Consider the following 19,444-nt stretch of genomic DNA (forward strand, 5'->3'; position numbering starts at 1 on the left):
GCCGGGCTGGCTGGCGGTCACGGCGCTGGCCGCCCTCTCGCTGGCGATCGGGCCCGGCATGGCCGCCTCGGGCCCGGCCGTCGCGGAGCCGGAGGCCGGCCCGGGGAGCTACGACAAGCGGGTCCACCCACGGGACTGGGCCCTGTCCAACGGCGATCTGACCAACACCCGCAACGTCACCCGGACCCCGATCGACTCGCACAACGTCAAGGACCTCAAGGTCAAGTGGCGGCTGCCGCTGGAGGGGGACCCCACCTTCGCCGGCATCATGGCCTCCAACCCGGTCGTGGTGGGCGACACGGTCTACCTGATCACCCTCAACTCCGACGTCTACGCAGTGGACAAGGAGACCGGGAAGGTCCGCTGGAAGCGGGTGTTCAACAGCCCCTCGGTCGGGCCGAACGGCGTGGCCTACGCGCGCGGGGTGCTCTACGGCACCACGTTCACCGGCGTGTTCGCCCTCGACCCGAGGACCGGCCGGACCCTCTGGGAGCGGGAGCTGATCGCCTCCGGCTCGGGCGGCATCGACGTCGCCCCCCAGGTGTACGAGGACACCGTCGTGGTCAGCACCGTCCCCAACACCTTCGGCCGGTACGTGCCGGGGGCGATGGGGACCATCTACGCGCTGGACACCGCCACCGGCAAGCCGCGCTGGAGCTTCAACACGGTCAAGGACGGCGACCTCTGGGGCCACCCGGAGATCAACAGCGGCGGCGGGACCTGGTTCGCGCCGGCCCTGGACGAGCACGGCCGGCTCTTCGTCTCCATCGCCAACCCCGCCCCGCTGCCCGGCACCCCCGAGTACCCCAACGGCAGCAGCCGGCCGGGCCCCAACCTCTACACCAACTGCCTGCTGGCGCTCGACGCCAGGACCGGCAAGCTGCTCTGGTACCAGGCGACCGCGCCGCACGACCTGCGCGACTACGACCTCCAGGACCCGCCGATCGTGACCAAGGTCAAGGTCCGCGGCGTGCCCACCGAGATCGTGGTGACGGCGGGCAAGATGGGCAAGGTCTTCGCCTACCGGGCCGACGACGGCACACCGCTGTGGACCCTGCCGGTCGGCGCCCACCTGAACGACGAGGGCCCGCTGCCGAACACCCCGACCACCGTCCTGCCGGGCATCATCGGCGGGGTGGAGACGCCGATGGCGCTCTCCCGCGGGCGGCTCTTCGTGCCCTGGGTCGACAACCCCGCCAAGCTCGACGCCACCGGCGGGCTGGCACTGCCCGACTACACCATCGGCCGGGGCGGCCTCACCGCCGCCGACGTGGCCACCGGCAAGGTGCTCTGGCAGCGGGAGCTGCCGCAGATGGCCCTGGGCGCCGCCACGGTGGCCAACGACGTGGTCTTCACCTCCACCTTCGACGGCCAGGTCTACGGCTTCGACACCGCCACCGGCGCCACCCTGTGGACCGCCAGGACACCGGCCGGCATCATCTCCTTCCCGGCGGTGAGCGGCAACCTGCTGCTGGTCGGCGCGGGCGCCCCCGCGTTCACGACCAACCCCTCGTTCGAGCTGATCGCCTACTCGCTCTGACCCCCTCGCGGACACCGCTCCACCGGTCCCGCACCCCTTCCGACCCGACGGCCACCGGCCGGCGTCCCACGCCGCGCCGGTGGCCGTCGTGCGTGCGTTCCGGCCGGCGTCCCGTACGGGCGTTCCGCGCAGGTGTTCCCCCGACGGCACCCGGCAGAAGTTCTCCCGAAAAATCTCGCCTCCGATGTCGATCCGCGGCGACCGGCTCCGTCTACCAAGTGCCGGGCCTGGACCCCGGCGAGTCGAGGCCCCCCGCCTCGACACGGCCGACGGCCGCCGGGGACGGAGTGGACGCCCTCCCCGGCGACCGTCGACCCCGGCCGCGGCCCGGAAGGGAACCCGCCAGAAACCACCGAGAGTGACGAGAAGGCGGCGGCCCGGCCCGAGGCCCACCCGCGGACGGCATCCGCCCGAGGCCCGTCGACGGCCGGCGGGACCGCCCGGGCCTTCTCGCGTCGTGCGGTGCCCGGCCTGCCCCACGACCCCGGTCCGACCTGCTCCACACGGCCTTCACATACCGCTTGACCTGCGCATTTCCCGGCCCTGCCGATGCCCGTACGGCGGCCGGCGGGCGCTCCGGCGGTTCTTGACCATGCTTCGTGGACGCTGCTACACATCGACCCGTCGCCGACCGCACAGGGCGGCGGATCTTCTGTGGGCACGACCGTGGAGGAGCCGTGGTGCAATCACCCACCGTATTGGCCGACGGACTGGACTTCCCGACCAGCCTCGCCTTCGACGACCAGGGCCAGGTGTACCTGGCCGAGTCCGGACTGCCCTTCGGGGGCGCCGCCCCCGGCGGCCGGGTCTGGCGCCTCGGACCGGGAACCGACGCCTCGTCACGCACGCTGGTCGCCGACGGCCTGGCCGCCCCGGTGACCGGACTGCTCTGGCACGAGGGCCACCTCTACGTCTCGGAGGGCGGGGCCGGCCGGATCACCCGGATCGCTCCGGACGGGCAGCGGTCCGTCATCGTCGACGGCATGCCGGGGCCCGGGAACTACCACATCGACATGGCCGTCGCCGGCCGCGACGGGAAGCTCTACTTCGCCCAGGGCGCGATGTCCAACCTGGGGATCATCGGCCTGGACGCCTACGAACTCGGCTGGCTGGGACGGCTTCCGCACTCGTACGACATCCCCGGCCTGGACATCGAACTGACCGGCTTCAACGTGACCACGGACGACCCGCTGGCCGGCCGGCCCGGCGCGCGCACCACCACCGGCGCGTTCGCCCCGTTCGGCACCCCGACCCGGCCCGGGCAGCGGATACCCGCCGGACTGCCGTGCAGCGCGGCCGTGCTGCGCTGCGACCTCGACGGCGGCAACCTGGAGCTGGTGGCCTGGGGGATGCGCAACGCCTTCGGCCTCGGGTTCCTGCCGGACGGCCGGCTGCTGGCCGTCGACCAGGGCGCGGACGACCGCGGCAGCCGCCCGATCGGCAACGCCCCCGACCTGCTGTTCGAGGTCCGCGAGGGCGCCTGGTACGGCTGGCCGGACTTCATCGGCGGCATCCCGGTGACCGACCCGGCGTTCAAGCCCACCCGCGGCCCCCAGCCGACCTTCCTGCTCGCCAACCACGCCGAACTCCCGCCGCCCGAGCGGCCGGTGCTCGACTTCGAGGCGCACGTCGCGGCCACCAAGTTCGCCGTGGCGCCGCCGCGCTCGCCGCTGGCCGGGCAGCTGGTGGTCACCCTCTTCGGGGACGAGGCGCCGATGACCCTGCCGCCGGGCGGCCCCCAGCTCGGCCGCGACCTGCTGCTGGTCGACCCGGCCGACTGGTCCACCCGGGGCCTGCCGCCCGGCCCGGCGCTGCACCGGCCGATCGACGTCGGCTTCGCCCCGGGCGACGACGCGCTGCTGGTCCTGGACTTCGGCGAGTTCGAGATGACCGACCACGGCGTCGAGTCCAAGGCCGGCACCGGCAAGCTCTGGCGCTGGGCGGGCTGGGACCGAACGTAACCCGCTTCCGGGCTCATCTCCGCCTCACCGAAAGGGAGTTGCACCATGGCAGGCAGGACCGGACTTTGGCTGGTCGGCGGCAGGGGGTCGGTGGCCACCACCGCCGTCTGCGGGCTCGCCGCCTTGCGGGCCGGGCTCGCCCCCGCGACCGGCAGCGTCAGCGAACGGCTCGACCTCGACCCGGGCGTCTTCCCCGGCTGGTCCGAGCTGGTCACCGGCGGTCACGACCTCGTCCCCACCCCGCTGGGCAAGCGGGCGGAGGAGCTCGCCGCCGCGGGGGTGCTGCCCGCCTGGCTCCCGTCCGCGGTCGCCGCGGAACTCGCGGCCGCCGACCGGGAGATCCGCCGCGGCCACGACCCGGCCGACGACGTCCCGGCCACCCAGGCCGAGGCGGCGGGCCGGCTCGCCGCCGACATCGAGGAGTTCCGGCACTCGCACGGCCTGGAGCGGGTCGTGGTGGTCAACGTCTCCGCCACCGAGCCCCCGCTGCGGCCCGGGCCCGAGCACGCCGACCTGGCCGCGCTCGAACGCGCCCTCGCCCAGCCGGGGCGCCAGGTGCTCGGCCCGGGCGCGCTCTCCGCGTACGCCGCGTTCTCGGTCGGCTGCCCCTACGTCGACTTCACCCCCTCGCCGGGCCTGCGCCTCCCGGCGGTCACCGAGCTGGCCGACCGGCACGGCCTGCCGTACGCGGGCTGCGACGGCAAGACCGGCGAGACCCTGCTGCGCAGCGTGCTGGCACCGATGTTCCTCGCCCGCGGGCTGCGGGTGCGGTCCTGGTCGGGGACCAACCTGCTCGGCGGCGGGGACGGCGCCAACCTCGGGGTGGCGGGCCGCGCGCGGGGCAAGCTGGAGTCCAAGACCCGCGGGCTGGCCGCGCTGCTCGGCGGGGAGGTCACCGCGCCGCTGCACATCGACCACGTGCCCGACCTCGGCGAGCGCAAGGTCGCCTGGGACCACGTCTCCTTCGAGGGCTTCCTCGGCACCGGGATGAGCCTCCAACTGACCTGGGACGGCTACGACTCGACGCTGGCCGCGCCGCTGGTCCTCGACCTCGCCCGGCTGGTGGCCGGGGCGCACGCGGCCGGGCGGTCCGGGCCGCTCGGCGCGCTGGCGTTCTTCTTCAAGGACCCGCTCGGCAGCGACGAGCACCGGCTCGCCCAGCAGGAGCAGGCCCTGGTGGACTGGACGCGGCGGATCGCGGTGGCCCGGTGAGCGCCGCCCTGCGCCCGTGGCTCGACCTGGTCCGGGCGCCGGCCGCGCTCACCGTCCTCGGGGACACCGTGGCCGGCGCGGTCGCGGCGGGCCGTCCGCTGCGCGGCCGCCGGCTGGCCCTGCCGCTCGCCTCCGTCGCCCTGTACTGGTCCGGGATGGCGCTGAACGACTGGGCGGACCGGGCGGTCGACGCCCGCGAGCGCCCCGAGCGCCCCATCCCGTCCGGCCGGATCGCGCCCGGGCCCGCGCTCGCGGCGGCCGCCGGGCTCGGTGCCACCGGCCTGGCCCTGGCCGGCCTCGCGGGCGGTGCCGACGCGCTGCGGATCGCCGTCCCGCTCACCGCGGCGGTCTGGGCGTACGACACCGTGCTGAAGCCGACCGCGGCCGCGCCGCTGGCCATGGCGGCCTGCCGCGGCCTGGACGTCCTGCTCGGCGCCGGGTCCGGGCACTGGCGGGCGGCCGCCACCCCGGCCCTGGCCCTGGCCACCCACACCCTGGGCGTGACCGCGCTCTCCCGCGGCGAGGTGCACGGAGGCCGCGCCGCCGACGCCCGGCTGGCCCTGGCCGCCACCCTGGCCGGCACGGTGCTGACCGGGACCGGCCGGGCCGCCTCGGCCCGGCACCGCACGGCCGCGGCGCTCTGCGCGCTGGGGTACGCGGCCACCACCGGAACCGCCCAACTCGCCGTTGGCCCACGGCGGTTCAGTGACGAGGAGACGGACCGTACCGCGGCAGCGGCGGCGGTCCGGACCGCGACAGTGGCCGGCATCCACGGCATGGTGCCGCTGCAGGCCGGGCTGGCCGCCCGCCGGGGCTCGCTCCCCGCCGCCGCGCTGCTGCTGACCGCCCTCCCACTGGCCCGCCGACTGTCCGCCCGCAGGAGCCCGACATGAGCACGAGCGCGATCGCGATCGGCTACGGCACCAACGGCTTCGCCAACCACCGGCTGAACGACGCGATCCGGGTCATCGCCGACCTCGGCTACAGCTCGGTCGCCCTCACCCTCGACCACCACCACCTGGACCCGTACGGCCCGGACCTGGCCCGGGAGACCGACCGGCTGGCGGCGCTGCTCTCCTCCCGCGGACTGCGCTGCGTGGTCGAGACCGGCGCCCGCTTCCTGCTCGACCCCACCCGCAAGCACCACCCCACGCTGGTGTCCGAGGACGCCCGGCCGAGGATCGACTTCCTGCGGCGCGCCGTCCGGATCGCCGAGTCGCTCGGCGCCGACTGCGTGTCCTTCTGGTCCGGCGTCGGCGAGCCCGGCGCGGACCGGCGGACCAACCGCCGGCGGCTGGTCGAACACCTCGGCCCGGTCCTCGCCGAGGCGCGGCGCCGGTCGGTACGGCTCGGCCTGGAGCCCGAGCCCGGCATGGTCGTCCAGCACCTCGACCAGGCGCTCGACCTGCGCCGCGAGCTCGGCGAGCCGGACGCCCTCGGCATCACCCTGGACGTCGGGCACTGCGTGGCCGTGGAGCCGGTGGACTCCGCGCAGTGCGTGCGGCGCGCGGCCGGACTGCTGGTCAACGTCCAGCTGGACGACATGCTCCCGGGCGTCCACGAGCACCTGGAGTTCGGACAGGGGCGGCTCGACCTCGCCGCGACGCTGGCCGCCCTCGACGGGATCGGCTACACCGGCGTCGCGGCGGTCGAACTGCCCCGGCACAGCCACGCCGCACCGCAGACCGCACGAACGGCCCTGGCGGCGATACGCCGGGCCCGAGAATCCGTTTCCGTTCCGCCGGCGCGCACGGGCGCCCCGGCGTCGTCCACGATCGGAGACCGCCCGTCATGACCAACCTAGAGGACCACCGCTGGCTCGAGACCAGTGTCTACGGCGGGAGCTGGCCGGCGCCGCCGGACCCGCAGGACGACTGGCTGACCTGCGCCGAGCACCGCGTCCGCGACTGGCCGGGCACCGTCCACCAGGAGTTCCCGCTGGCCGGCCGGATGGTCGGGCGCGCGCCGGTCCGCCCCGGCACCGACCCGCAGGGGCTGGTGCACGGCACGGTCGACGACCTGGCCCGGGCCCGGCTGCTCGCGGCGCTGGCCGAGGCCCTGCCCGGGGCCGTCCTGGCGACCGAGGTCGAGAAGCTCTACCGGCACGGCGACGACGCCGAGCGGCGCGGGGTGCTGCGCGCGCTGCCGGACCTGCCGGACAGCGTGCGCCGGCTCGGCCTGGAGCTGGTCGCCGACGGCCTGCGCACCAACGACCCGCGGCTGGTCGCCGCGGCGATGGGCCCGTTCGCGGCCCGGCACCTGGACCAGGCCCAGTGGCGCCACGGCGTGCTGAAGTGCCTGTTCACCGGGGTGCCGCTGGCCGCCGTGGCGGAGCTGGTCGCCCGCACCGACTCCGAGCTGCTGCGGATGGCCCGCGACCTGGCGGCGGAACGCCGGGCGGCCGGCCGGGAGGTCGACCCCGACCTGCGGGCGCTGCTCGGCATGGGCGTCCTGCTGGCGCTCGTCCCGCCGCGGCCGCAGGAGTGCCGGTCATGAGGATCTTCGACCCGCACATCCACATGACCTCGCGCACCACCGACGACTACCGGGCCATGCGGGCGGCCGGGGTCCGGGCCGTGGTCGAGCCGGCGTTCTGGCTCGGCCAGCCGCGCACCAACCCGGGTTCCTTCACCGACTACTTCGACGGCCTGCTCGGCTGGGAGCGGTTCCGGGCGTCCCGGTTCGGGATCAGCCACAACTGCGCGATCGCCCTGAACCCCAAGGAGGCCAACGACCCGCGCTGCGTCGAGGTGCTGGACGTGCTGCCGCGCTACCTCGGCAAGGACGGCGTGGTCGCGGTCGGCGAGATCGGCTACGACTCGATGACCAGGGCCGAGGACGAGGCGTTCGCCCGCCAGCTGGAGCTGGCCGTCGACCACGGGCTGCCGGCCCTGGTCCACACCCCGCACCGGGACAAGCTCGCCGGGACCCGCCGCACCCTGGACGTGGTCCGCGAGTCCGGCATCGACCCGGGCGCCGTCCTGGTGGACCACCTCAACGAGGTCACCGTGGCGTCGGTCGCCGACTCCGGCTGCTGGATGGGCTTCTCGATCTACCCGGACACCAAGATGGACGAGCACCGGATGGTCGCCCTGCTGCGGGAGTACGGCACCGCCCGGATCCTCGTCAACTCGGCCGCCGACTGGGGGAATTCGGACCCGCTCAAGACGCACCTGGTGGGCCGGGCGATGCTGGCGGCCGGCTTCACGGCGGCGGACCTGGAAACCGTGCTCTGGCGCAACCCGGTGGAGTTCTACGGCCGCGGCGGCCGGCTGATCCTCGACGAGGAGCTCCTGACCGACGGCGCGGGCGTCACGGGCGGCGCCTCCTTCGCGGGCAACTCGGTGCTCCGGGGCGGCTCGTGAACCGCCTCTGCTACTCCACCAACGTCCACCCCGCCGAGGACCTGCCCGGCATCCTCCGGCAGCTCGACACCTGCGCCGTCCCGATCCGCGAGCGGACCGGCTTCGACCGGCTCGGGCTCGGGCTCTGGCTGGCCGCCGACGCCGCGGCCGAACTGGCCGCCGACCCGTCCCGGCTCCGCCGGCTGCGCGCCGAACTGGACGCCCGGGGCCTGGCGGTGCTCGCCCTGAACGCCTTCCCGTACGGCGGCTTCCACCAGCGGGTGGTCAAGCACGCGGTGTACCGGCCGGACTGGACCGAACCCGCCCGGGCCCGCTACACCGCCGACTGCGCGACCGTGCTGGCCGGGCTGCTGCCCGAGGACGCCGACAGCGGCAGCGTCTCCACCCTGCCGCTGGGCTGGCGCCGGCCCTGGTCCCCCGCCGCGGACCGGGCCGCCGAGCAGGCGCTGCGCCGGACGGCGGCGGCGTTCCGCACGGTCTCGCACCGGGCGGGCCGCCCGATCCGGCTCGCCGTCGAGCCGGAGCCGGGCTGCGTGCTGGACGACGTCGCGGACGCCGTGGGCTGGCTCGCCCCCCGCGTGGACCCGGAGTTCGTCGGCCTCTGCCTCGACACCTGCCACCTGGCGGTCTCCTTCGCCGACCCGGAGCGGACGGTGGCCGCCATCGAGCGGGCCGGCCTCCGGGTGGTCCGGATCCAGGCCTCGGCCGCCCTGCACGTGGACGACCCGGGCGACCCGGAGGCCCGGCGGGTGCTCGCCGACCACGCCGAACCGCGCTACCTCCACCAGGTGCGGGAGGCGGACCCCACCGGCCGGGTGCTCGCCGCCGACGACCTGCCGGAGGCACTGGACCGGCTGCCCGGCCGCGGGCCCTGGCGGGTGCACTTCCACGTGCCGCTGCACGCCGCGCCCCCCGCGCCGCTGCGCGCCACCACCGAGGTGCTCCGCCGGGCGGTGGCGGCCGTCCGGGACCGGACGGTGGTCGAGGTCGAGACCTACACCTGGCCGGTGCTGCCCGGGCGGCGGGCGGACGCCCCGGTCGACATCCCGGCCGGGATCGCCGCCGAACTCACCTGGGCCGAGCGGTTCCTGACCAGTGAAAGGGTGGACGGTTGAAACCCGTGGTCCTGCTGGACGTGGTCGGCCTGACCCCGCGCCTGCTGCCGTACCTGCCGAACCTCGCCCGGCTCGCCGAGCGCGGCGGGTCCGCCCCGCTGCGCACGGTGCTGCCCGCCGTCACCTGCAGCGTGCAGTCCACCCTGCTCACCGGCCGGCTGCCGGCCGAGCACGGGATCGTCGGCAACGGCTGGTACTTCCGGGAGCTCGGCGAGATCCACCTGTGGCGCCAGCACAACCGGCTGGTCCGGGCGCCGAAGGTGTGGGAGACGGCGCGCTCCCGGCACCCCGGCTACCGGGTCGCCAACGTCTGCTGGTGGTACGCCATGGGCGCCTCCACCGACCTGCTGGTCACCCCGCGCCCGGTCTACCACGCGGACGGCCGCAAGTCCCCCGACTGCTACACCCGGCCGGCCGCGCTGCGCGACGAACTCACCGCCGAGCTGGGGCCGTTCCCGCTGTTCCAGTACTGGGGCCCGACCGCCGGGATCGCCTCCAGCCGCTGGATCGTCTCGGCGGCCCGCCGGATCCTGCGCGCCGAACGGCCCGACCTGCTGCTGGTCTACGTCCCGCACCTGGACTACGACCTCCAGCGCTTCGGGCCCGACTCGCCGCAGGCGGTGGCGGCGGCCCGGGCGGTGGACGCCGAGCTGGCGCCGCTGCTGGCGGAGGCCGAGCGGGCCGGCGCGAGCGTGGTCGCGCTCAGCGAGTACGGCATCACCCCGGTCCGCCGCCCGGTGGACATCAACCGCGAACTGCGCCGGGAGGGCCTGCTGGAGGTGTACACCCAGGCCGGCATGGAGTACCTGGACCCGTGGGCCTCGCGGGCCTTCGCCGTCGCCGACCACCAGATCGCCCACGTCTACGTCCCCGACGAGGCGGACCTGCCCAAGGTGCGCGACCAGCTGCTCCGGCTCCCCGGCGTGGCCGAGGTGCTGGACCGCGCGGACCAGGCCCGCCACGGCCTCGACCACCCGCGCTCCGGCGAGCTGGTGGCGGTGGCGGCCCCCGACTCCTGGTTCACCTACTACTACTGGCTGGACGACGCGCGGGCCCCCGACTTCGCGCGCTCCGTCGAGATCCACCGCAAGCCCGGCTACGACCCGGCCGAGCTGTTCTTCGACCCGGCGGACCCGCTGGCCAAGGCCAGGGCCGCGCTCGGCCTGGCCCGCAAGAAGCTCGGCCTGCGGTACACCATGAACGCGGTGCCGCTGGACCCCACCTGGGTCCGCGGCTCGCACGGCCGCCTCCCGGACTCCCCCGCCGACGGCCCCGTGCTGATCTGCTCGGACCCGGACTGGCGGCCCGCCCTGGACGCGACCGGCGCGATCGCCGCCACCGACGTCCCCGACCTGCTGCTGGGCCTCCAGGGCCTGGGACCGGTCTGAGCCGGCACGCCGGCGGCCGTCACCGGTCGTTGAGCGCCTCCGCCCTGGTCTCCAGGTAGCGGCGCTCGGGGATGCTCCCGGTGCGCCGGGCGGCCTCCCGGAAGCTGTTCCGGGCCGCCTCCAGGTCCCCGTTCATCTCCAGCAGGTGGGCGCGGACGGCGGCGAGCCGGTGGTGGTCCGCGAGCCGGCCGTCGGCCTCCAGGGTGGCGAGCAGTTCGAGCCCGGCCGCCGGGCCGAGCGCCATCCCCCGGGCGACCGCGTGGTTGAGCGTCACCATCGGCCCGGGGGCCATCTCCTCCAGCACCTCGTACAGCGCCATGATCTGCGTCCAGTCGGTGTCCTCGGCGTGCGCGGCCTCGCCGTGCACGGCCGCGATCGCCGCCTGCACCTGGTACGGCCCCGCCACCGTCCGCGGGAGGGTCTCGGCTATCAGCGCCAGCCCCTCCTTGAGCGCGGACTGGTCCCAGGCCGAGCGGTCCTGCTCGGCGAGCGGGACGAGGCTGCCGTCCGGCCGGGTGCGGGCCGGACGGCGGGCGTCGGTCAGCAGCATCAGCGCCAGCAGGCCCGCCACCTCGCCCTCCTCGGGCAGCAGCCGGTGCAGCTCGCGGGTGAGGCGGATGGCCTCGCGGGCGAGCTCGGGCTGCAGCAGGTCCGGGCCGCTGGTGGTGGTGTAGCCCTCGTTGAAGATCAGGTAGAGCACCTGGAGCACGACCCCCAGCCGCTCCTTGCGCTCGCTCTGCGGAGGCATCCGGAACGAGGACCCGGTGGACTTGATCCGCTGCTTGGCCCGGCTGATCCGCTGCGCCATGGTCGCCTCGGGGACCAGGAAGGCGTGCGCGATCTGCACGGTGGTCAGACCCCCGACGGCCCGGAGGGTGAGCGCGACCTGCGAGCCCGGGGTGAGCGAGGGGTGGCAGCACAGGAACAGCAGGGTGAGCATGTCGTCCTGCTCGGCCGCCTTCGGCTCCTCGCCCGGGCCGGGCGTCACCGTCTCGTCGGTCGGGGTGAGCGCGGCGGCGGTCGCCTCCCGGCGCTGGCGGGCCTGCTCGCTGCGCAGCCCGTCGATCACCCGGCGGGCGGCCACGGTGATCAGCCAGGCCCGGGGGTTGCCGGGGACTCCCTGTTCGGGCCACTGGACGGCGGCGGCCAGCAGGGCGTCCTGGACGGCGTCCTCGCAGGCGTCGAAGTGCCCGTAGCGGCGGACGACCGCGCCGAGGACCTGCGGTGCGAGCGATCGGAGCAGGTCCTCGACCCGGACGTCACGGTTCATCGGCTCAGCTCTCCGTATCGGCTTCGAACACGACCTGGCGGACCTCGATGCCCGTGTACCGGGCGTCGGGGATCAGACCGGCCAACTCGATCGCGCGTTCCTTGGACGCGCACTCGACCAGGTAGTAACCGGCCAGGAACTCCTGGCCGGCCAGGTAGGGACCGTCGGAGACCGCCGGCCGGCCCTCGCGGACGCGGACCGTGGCGCTGCCGGACGGATCGGCGAGGGCCTGGGTCACCACCATCTCACCGGAGTCGAGGATGCTCTGCTGGAACGTGGCGTGTCCGGAGAAGACCTCGTTGCGCTCTCTCTCGGACAAGCGGTCCCAGACTATCGGGTTCATGTGGATCAACAGCATGTACTTCATCTCATCATTCCTTGGTCCCTCGTGCGGGCGACTGAATCCATGCACTTGAGACGTCGCCGCCGCGGGCCCGCCCTCGACATCCAAGCCGAGATCACGGCCCCGCGCCCGGGTTTCCGGCGCGGACGTCGAGACCGTGTCGCCTGGTCCGACGTACCGGGTGTGACGGCACCCGCGGGTGCCACCTGCCCCGAGAATCCGGAAGGACCCCGTGATGAGCGACACCACACCCCCCAGCGCGCCCGCGCCCCGGGCCGGACGGCGGGAGTGGACCGGGCTGGCCGTCCTCGCCCTGCCCGCCCTGCTGGTCTCGATCGACGTCTTCGTCATGCTGCTGGCCCTGCCCGGCCTGGCGGAGGACCTCGGGGCCAGTGGCGTGCAGCAGTTGTGGATCACCGACATCTACTCGTTCATGCTCGCCGGCCTGCTCGTCACCATGGGGTCGCTCGGCGACCGCATCGGCCGGCGCCGGCTGCTGCTGATCGGGGCCGCCGCGTTCGGCGTCGCCTCCGTCGCCGCGGCCTACGCCGTCAGCCCCGCCATGCTGATCGCGGCGCGCGCCCTGCTCGGCATCGCCGGCGCCACCCTCGCGCCCAGCACGCTCTCGCTGATCACCACCATGTTCCAGGACGCCCGCCAGCGCGGCGCCGCCTTCGGCATCTGGGGCGCGTGCTTCTCGGCCGGCGCCGTCGCCGGACCGGTCATCGGCGGCACCATGCTCGACCACTTCTGGTGGGGCTCGGCCTTCCTGCTCGGCGTCCCCGCGATGCTGCTGCTGCTCGTGCTCGGCCCGGTCGTCCTGCCCGAGTTCCGCAACCCCGGCGCCGGGCGGCCGGACCCGGTCAGCGTGCTGGAGTCGCTGGCCGCCGTGCTGCCCGCCGTCTGGGGCCTGAAGGAGATCGCCAAGGACGGCTGGCAGCCGATGCCGATCGCCGCCGTGCTGGCCGGCCTGGGCTTCGGCATCCTCTTCGTCCACCGCCAGCGCCAGCTGCCGCACCCGCTGCTCGACCTGAGCCTGTTCCGCCACCGCGCCTTCACCGCGGCGCTGCTCAGCCTGTTCCTCGGCACCATGCTCACCGGCGCGGTGATGTTCTTCGTCACCCAGACCCTGCAACTGCTGTACGGGCGCGACCCGTTCCACGCGGGCCTGTGGATGCTGCCGGCCATCGCCGCCAACACCGTCTCCTTCACCCTGTCGCCCCGGCTCGGCCAGCGCTTCCGTCCGGCCTACCTGATCGGCGGCGGCCTGGTCCTCTGCACGCTCGGCATGCTGGTGATCACCCGGGCCGAGCCCGGCTCCAGCCCGGCCGTGCTGATCGCCGGCTTCGCGGTGGTCTTCCTCGGCTCCGGCCCGATGGTCACCCTCGGCATGGGCCTGGTGATGGGCTCCGCCCCGCTGGAGAAGGCCGGCTCCGCGGCCGCGCTCAACGAGACCAGCGGCCAACTCGGCTTCGCCCTCGGCATCGCGGCCCTCGGCAGCGTCGGCGCCGCCGTCTACCGCGGCGCGCTCACCCTCCCCGACGGGCTGCCCGCCGACGCCGTCCGGGCCGCCCGGGACTCCCTCAACGGCGCGCGGGAGGCCGCCCGTTCGCTGTCCGGCGAGCTCGCCGGCACCCTGCTGACGCCCGCCCGGGCCGCCTTCGCCGACGAACTCCACGCCGTGGTCGGCGTCGCCGGGGTCCTGCTGCTCGCCACCGCCGCCCTGGTGACCGCCCTGCTGCGGCACCTGCCGCCCACCGGCCGGCCCTCGGACGGGGCCGCCCCCGAGGCGGGCTGACCGTCCGTACCGCACCCACCCGCACCGCCCGCCCTCCGGGGCGGTCACTCGTACGGCGTACCGCACCGTGCCCCCGTCCGCGACCAGGTCGTTGGGGGCGCGGGCGCCCGGCCCTCCGGATGGCCCGGACCGCCCACGAGGAAAGGTGTGGAACGCATGTCGCAGCTGGTGTCGGTGCAGTGCTTCAACCTGTCGCGCGACGGGTTCGGGGCCGGCGAAGGGCAGTCCCTGGAACGGCCGTTCGGCCACGCGGACCCGGCCCCGTTCTTCTCCTGGGCGGGCGCCACCGCGAGTTGGGTGAACCGCGCCGACCCGGGCGGCAGCCGCGGCCTGGACGACTACCTGACCCGCGACCACGCCCGCCCGCCGGGCGCGGTGATCATGGGACGCAACAAGTTCGGCCCCCAGCGCGGCCCCTGGGAGAACCACGACTGGACGGGCTGGTGGGGCGCCAACCCGCCGTTCCACGCGCCGGTCTTCGTGCTCACCCACTACGAGCGCCCCTCCTTCACGCTGTCCGACACCACCTTCCACTTCCTCAACGCGACGCCGGCCGAGGCGCTGAAGCACGCCAGGGAGGCCGCCGGGGACGGGAACGTGCGGATCAGCGGCGGGGTCGCCACCGTCCGCGAGTTCATCGACGCCGGCCTGGTCGACACCCTGCACTTCGCCGTCGCGCCGATCGACCTCGGCCGCGGGGAGCGGCTCTGGACGAGCCACACCGAGCTGCTCGACCGCTACCACCTCGACACCGTGCCCAGCCCCAGCGGCGTCACCCACCTGCTGTTCTGGCGGCGGTGACGGCCGGGGCGCAGCACCGCGCCGCGCCCGCATGACAACTCGACATCACGCCTGACGATCCGTCACCGCGCATCCGTGGCCGGGGCCCTCGCCCCGGCCACCGCCGTGTCCGGGCCCGGGCGCGGCCGCCGACCGGAGATCCACGAGCAGCACGTTGGAAGAAACCACGTTGTCGAATCCGGTCCCCCGGTTACGACTAACACGCGAGTAGCGCCGCGCGCCCACCGACATCCGGATGGTGCCGCTCCGGCGTTCCACCTCGGAGAAAGGGGTTACCCGTGAACTCACCACTACCGGCGAGAACGGCGAAGCTTCCGTCACTGGAGGGCCTGCGGGCCGTCGGCGTCGTCTTCGTCTTCGCGAGCCACGCACTCGTCCTCGGAGCCTTCAAGGACCCGAACGCCGTCTCCGTCTTCAACACCCTCACGGGCGACGGGCGCCTCGCGTTCCTCGCGGTGTCGTTCTTCCTCGTCATCAGCGGGTTCGTCCTCACCTGGTCGGCCAAGCCCGGCCAGAGCGCGACCGGCTTCTGGCGGCGCAGGGTGATGCGCATCGGACCGTCCCACGTCCTGCTCGCCGTCCTCGCCCTGACCCAGTTCGCCGCCGCGGGCGAGACGATCAGGTGGGGACCGGCCGTCGCCAACCTCTTCCTGGTGCAGAACTGGTGGCCCTCCCAGGACCTGATCATGTACCAGTTCAACGGCGCGACCTGGACGCTCGCGGTGGAGATGCTCTGCTACGCGATGTTCCCGCTGCTGATCCGGTTCGTCCGGCGGCTCGGCACCCGGGCGCTGTGGTCCTGGATCATCGGTCTCGGCGCGACCGCCGTCCTGATCCCGGCGATCAGCTACCCGCTGCTCTCGGGGTTCCCGCCGAGCCAGTTCTACCCCGCGGGCTCCTGGCCCCAGCTGTGGGCGCTGTACTTCTTCCCGCCCGTCCGGTGCGTCGACTTCCTCATCGGCATGTTCCTCGCCCGGATCATCGCCTCCGGCAGCTGGCCGAGGATCCGGATCCTGCCGGCCGTCCTGCTCAACCTCGCCGTCTTCCTCCTGCTGTACCACCTGCCCCTCCCCTTCGGGATCGCGGCGCTCTACCCCGTTCCGGCCGCACTGCTGATCGGCGCCCTCGCCGCCCAGGACGTGGCCGGCCGGCGCACGGCCCTGAGCGCGCCCTTCATGGTGTGGCTCGGGGACCTCTCCTTCGCCATCTACATCACCCACCTCACCGTGATGTTCGCGGTGCACGCGGCGTTCGCGGGCGAACTGGTGGGCTACGCCCACTCGTACACCCCGACGGCGTTCGACACGCCCGCCGCCGTCGCGTTCGTCATCGCCCTCTACGTGCTGTGCGTCGCGGTCTCCTGGGTCCTGCACGTCACCGTCGAGATGCCGGCCATCCGCCGGTGGAGCCGGCCGGCGGCCCAGCGCGCGCCCAAGCGACCGAATCCGGAGCCCCAGCCACAGACCTGACCCACGGTCACCCCACGATCGGAGACAGCCATGGCCGAAGCGGCCGACCTGACCCCCCACTCCGAGCACCCGAACTACCCGATGCGCCGGACCTGCCCGTACACCCTGCCGGCCGGCTACCAGGAACTCCTCGACCGGCCGACCCTCGGCAAGGTCAGGCTGCCCAGCGGCAGGCTCGCCTGGGCGGCGGCCCGCTACGAGGACGTCAAGGCGATGCTGGGCGACAACCGGTTCAGCTCGGACCTGCGCCGCCCGGGCTACCCGCTGATGATGGACCACCAGGTCCCCCCGCCCGAGTTCTCCACCTCCCTGGTCGGGATGGACCCCCCGGAGCACACCCTGGCCCGGCGCGCGGTGGCCGCGGACTTCACCCCCCGCAGCGTCAACCGGCTGCGGCCCCGGATCCAGGAGATCACCGACGAGTACGTCGAGCGGCTGCTGGCCGGCCCCCGTCCCGTCGACCTGGTCGACGCCTTCGCCAACCCGGTGCCGCTGCTGGTGATCTGCGAGCTGCTCGGCGTCCCGTTCGCCGACCGGGACTTCTTCCTGCGGATCTCCTTCACGGTGATGAACGCCACCACGCCCGAGGCCGGCACGGCGGCGATGGCCGAACTCATGGGCTACATGGACGGGATGGTCACCGAGAAGGAGCGGACCCCGACCGACGACCTGATCGGCCGGCTGGCGGCGCGGCGCGGCGAGCCGGGCGTGCCCGACCACCGCGACCTGGTCGGGATGGCCTTCATGCTGCTGATGGCGGGCCACGAGACCATCGCGAACGTCATCGGCCTGGGGGCCATGCTGCTGCTCGACCGTCCGCTGCTGCGCAAGTCGCTGGCCGCCGACCCCTCGCGCTGGCCGGCCGCGGTGGACGAGCTGGTGCGGTACTTCACCATCGCGGAGATCGCCAACTCCCGGGTGGCGCTGGAGGACGTCGAGATCGGCGGGGTCCGGATCGCGGCCGGCGAGGGCGTGCTCGGCCTGACGGTGGCGGCCGGCCGGGACCCGCGGCGGTTCCCGGACCCGGACGCCTTCGACCTCGACCGCGTCGACCGCAGCCTGTCCTTCGGCTTCGGCGCGCACCAGTGCATCGGCCAGCACCTGGCCCGGACGGAACTGGAGGTGGTGCTGTCGACGCTGTTCGAGCGCATCCCCGAGCTGCGGCTGGTCGAGCCGGTCGAGTCGCTGCGGTTCAAGGAGGAGCACGTCAACTACGGCCTGCACGCGCTGCCGGTCACCTGGTGAAGGGGGAACCGATGCGGATCCGCACCGAGGCCGACCGGTGCATCGGCGCCGGCCGGTGCTACCTGGCGGCGCCCGAGCTGTTCGACCAGAGCGACCACGACGGGACCGTCGTGGTGCTGTCCGAGCGGGTGGCGCAGGCCCAGCTGGCCGACGCGCGGGCGGCGGTCGAGGACTGCCCGACCCGCACCCTCTCGCTGACCGAGGAGTAGGAACCGGAAACGGACGGGGCCGGCGCGGGGCCCGAGGGTCCCGCGCCGGCCTCGTCGGGTCGGCTCCGTCAGCTCACTCGGCGCTGTTGGCGCCGGCGGCGGCGCGGCTCGCGCGCTGGAAGTAGACGCCCGCCAGGACGGCCAGCAGGACGAAGACCCCGGTGGAGACGGCGGCGACGGCGTTCAGCCCGCTCACGAACGCCGCGTGCGCCGTCTTCAGCAGCGCCGCGGAGGCGTCCGCCCCGAGCTTCGAGGCCTCGGCGGCGGCGCCGGCGACGGTCTCCCGGGCCTGCGCGGAGTCGGCGCCGCTCATCTCGCTGCTGTAGACGGCGGAGCCGATCGTGCCGAGGACGGCCAGACCGAGCGCACCGCCCAGGTAGTTCGCGGTCTCCGCCATCGAGGCGGCCGAACCCGCGCGCTCCGGCGGCACCGAGCCGACCACCAGGCCGATGCCGAGCGCGAACATCGGGCCGGCGCCCAGGCCGATGACGGCGGTGCCGAGCACGATCGGCCAGGGGCCGTGGTCGCCGTTCACCAGGATCAGCACCGCCGCGCCGATCGCGGAGAGGAACATGCCGCCGATGATCGCGGTGCGCGGGCTGATCGAACGCGTCAGGGCCGGCGTGGACATCGTGCCCACGGCCATGCACAGGCCCATCGGGACGAACCACAGCGCCGAGGCCAGCGGGGAGTAGCCGAGCACCGTCTGCAGCAGCTGGGTGACGTTCAGCGCGGTGCCCGCCAGGACCATGCCGGCCAGCGCCAGCGCGGTCAGCATGACGGTGAACGAGCTGTTCGCGAAGAGCCGGAGGTCGAGCAGCGGGTCCTCGCCGCGGAGCTGACGGCGCACGAACACGGTGCCGAACAGCAGGCCGACGGCCAGCGCCACCAGGCCGGACACCACGCTGCCGCTGCCCAGCGAGAGCACCTTGATCGCGTACACCACCGGCAGGATCCCCAGCAGGGAGAGCACCACGCTGGTGAGGTCCAGGCGCCGGGACTGCTCGGGGCGGAACTCCGGGAGCAGCACGGGACCGGCGATCAGCACCACGGCGGCGACCGGAACGGCCAGCAGGAACACCGCGCCCCACCAGAACGGCGCGAGCAGCACGCCGCCGAGCACGGGCCCGAGCGCGGCGCCGGTGAAGGTGCAGGTGGCCCAGATCGAGATGGCCTTCCCCCGCTGCCGGTCGTCGCGGAAGATGTTGGTGATCAGTGCGAGCGTGGAGGGCATCAGGGTCGCGCCCGCGATGCCCTGCACCCCGCGCGCCGCGATCAGCATGATCGGGCTGGTCGCCCAGGCGCAGACCAGCGAGGCCAGGGCGAACACCGCCATGCCGGCCATCAGGAGCTTGCGGCGCCCGATCCGGTCACCGACCGTGCCCATGGTGATCACCAGGCCGGCGACCATGAAGCCGTAGGCATCGGTGATCCACAGCTGCTGGACGCTGCTGGCGCCCAGGTCGGCGGTGAGCTCGGGCAGCGCGAGGAACAGGACGTTCGCGTCGAGCGCGACCAGCAGCGTCGGCAGGGCGAGGACGGCGAGTGCCAGCCAGGGCCGCGCGCTGGTGCGAGGGAGTTCGGTCTCCGCTGTAGTGACGGACATGGCCGTGTGGGGTCCTTTCGCTCATTTCGGAATGTCGCTCACTACGTTGTCGAAGCAGCGGGCCGATTCTTGCGCCGGTTCGCGGAACTTTTTTCGGGGGACTTCCGTACGGCCCCGCCCGG

Annotated in this window: 17 protein-coding genes; 14 read left to right on the forward strand and 3 right to left on the reverse strand. The window is 74.2% G+C overall.

What is annotated here, in order from left to right:
• The 9 genes from ABZW03_RS02085 to ABZW03_RS02125 all read left to right on the forward strand — a co-directional run.
• Positions 1-1,540: PQQ-binding-like beta-propeller repeat protein (locus ABZW03_RS02085; RefSeq protein ID WP_355250737.1), on the forward strand; the 1,540-nt coding region annotated here is incomplete at its 5' end.
• Between the two features lie 680 nt (positions 1,541-2,220).
• A complete protein-coding gene (locus ABZW03_RS02090; protein ID WP_355250740.1) occupies positions 2,221-3,501 on the forward strand; it encodes a hypothetical protein in 1,281 nt (426 codons plus the stop codon).
• Between the two features lie 45 nt (positions 3,502-3,546).
• The gene (locus tag ABZW03_RS02095) at positions 3,547-4,713 is read left to right on the forward strand and encodes an inositol-3-phosphate synthase (RefSeq protein ID WP_355250743.1); all 1,167 of its coding nucleotides are present in this window, start codon (positions 3,547-3,549) and stop codon (positions 4,711-4,713) included.
• Complete coding sequence (locus ABZW03_RS02100) at positions 4,710-5,606, forward strand: SCO3242 family prenyltransferase (protein WP_355250745.1); 897 nt, start codon at positions 4,710-4,712, stop codon at positions 5,604-5,606. Before ABZW03_RS02095 ends, ABZW03_RS02100 begins: the two co-directional genes overlap by 4 nt.
• Complete coding sequence (locus ABZW03_RS02105; RefSeq protein WP_355250747.1) at positions 5,603-6,508, forward strand: sugar phosphate isomerase/epimerase family protein; 906 nt, start codon at positions 5,603-5,605, stop codon at positions 6,506-6,508. The genes ABZW03_RS02100 and ABZW03_RS02105 overlap by 4 nt, the downstream gene beginning before the upstream one ends.
• On the forward strand, positions 6,505-7,209 hold the full coding sequence (locus ABZW03_RS02110; RefSeq protein WP_355250749.1) for an EboA domain-containing protein: 705 nt from the start codon (positions 6,505-6,507) through the stop codon (positions 7,207-7,209). Before ABZW03_RS02105 ends, ABZW03_RS02110 begins: the two co-directional genes overlap by 4 nt.
• Positions 7,206-8,078, forward strand: a complete 873-nt coding sequence (locus tag ABZW03_RS02115) for a TatD family hydrolase (protein ID WP_355250751.1) — start codon at positions 7,206-7,208, stop codon at positions 8,076-8,078. Before ABZW03_RS02110 ends, ABZW03_RS02115 begins: the two co-directional genes overlap by 4 nt.
• Complete coding sequence (gene eboE / locus ABZW03_RS02120) at positions 8,075-9,193, forward strand: metabolite traffic protein EboE (RefSeq protein WP_355250754.1); 1,119 nt, start codon at positions 8,075-8,077, stop codon at positions 9,191-9,193. Before ABZW03_RS02115 ends, eboE begins: the two co-directional genes overlap by 4 nt.
• Complete coding sequence (locus tag ABZW03_RS02125) at positions 9,190-10,581, forward strand: nucleotide pyrophosphatase/phosphodiesterase family protein (RefSeq protein WP_355250757.1); 1,392 nt, start codon at positions 9,190-9,192, stop codon at positions 10,579-10,581. The genes eboE and ABZW03_RS02125 overlap by 4 nt, the downstream gene beginning before the upstream one ends.
• Positions 10,582-10,600: 19 nt before the next feature.
• On the opposite strand, the gene ABZW03_RS02130 is transcribed toward ABZW03_RS02125, so the two are convergent.
• Together ABZW03_RS02130 and ABZW03_RS02135 are read right to left on the reverse strand one after the other, a co-directional pair.
• Entirely contained in the window at positions 10,601-11,851 is a 1,251-nt protein-coding gene (locus tag ABZW03_RS02130; protein WP_355250760.1) for a sigma-70 family RNA polymerase sigma factor, read from the reverse strand.
• Positions 11,852-11,855: 4 nt separating this feature from the next.
• The gene (locus ABZW03_RS02135; RefSeq protein WP_355250763.1) at positions 11,856-12,218 is read right to left on the reverse strand and encodes a YciI family protein; all 363 of its coding nucleotides are present in this window, start codon (positions 12,216-12,218) and stop codon (positions 11,856-11,858) included.
• Between the two features lie 211 nt (positions 12,219-12,429).
• On the opposite strand from ABZW03_RS02135, the gene ABZW03_RS02140 reads away from it, so the two are divergent.
• The 5 genes from ABZW03_RS02140 (at position 12,430) to ABZW03_RS02160 (ending at position 17,716) form a co-directional block, all read left to right on the forward strand.
• Positions 12,430-13,992: an MFS transporter gene (locus ABZW03_RS02140; RefSeq protein WP_355250766.1), complete on the forward strand. Its 1,563-nt coding sequence runs from the start codon at positions 12,430-12,432 to the stop codon at positions 13,990-13,992.
• 156 nt (positions 13,993-14,148) lie between these two features.
• On the forward strand, positions 14,149-14,793 hold the full coding sequence (locus tag ABZW03_RS02145; protein ID WP_355250769.1) for a dihydrofolate reductase family protein: 645 nt from the start codon (positions 14,149-14,151) through the stop codon (positions 14,791-14,793).
• A 278-nt stretch (positions 14,794-15,071) separates the two neighbouring features.
• Positions 15,072-16,262 carry an acyltransferase gene (locus tag ABZW03_RS02150; RefSeq protein WP_355250771.1) on the forward strand — a complete coding sequence of 397 codons (1,191 nt, stop codon included), beginning with the start codon at positions 15,072-15,074 and terminating at the stop codon, positions 16,260-16,262.
• A 30-nt stretch (positions 16,263-16,292) separates the two neighbouring features.
• Positions 16,293-17,507 carry a cytochrome P450 gene (locus ABZW03_RS02155; protein WP_355250774.1) on the forward strand — a complete coding sequence of 405 codons (1,215 nt, stop codon included), beginning with the start codon at positions 16,293-16,295 and terminating at the stop codon, positions 17,505-17,507.
• Positions 17,508-17,518: 11 nt separating this feature from the next.
• Complete coding sequence (locus ABZW03_RS02160) at positions 17,519-17,716, forward strand: ferredoxin (protein ID WP_355250776.1); 198 nt, start codon at positions 17,519-17,521, stop codon at positions 17,714-17,716.
• 73 nt (positions 17,717-17,789) lie between these two features.
• Here the strand turns inward: ABZW03_RS02160 and ABZW03_RS02165 are convergent, their stop codons facing one another.
• Entirely contained in the window at positions 17,790-19,322 is a 1,533-nt protein-coding gene (locus tag ABZW03_RS02165; protein WP_355250779.1) for an MFS transporter, read from the reverse strand.
• Between the last annotated feature and the right edge of the window lie 122 nt (positions 19,323-19,444).

This window comes from Kitasatospora sp. NPDC004799 (genome assembly GCF_040609095.1).
GTDB lineage: Bacteria > Actinomycetota > Actinomycetes > Streptomycetales > Streptomycetaceae > Kitasatospora.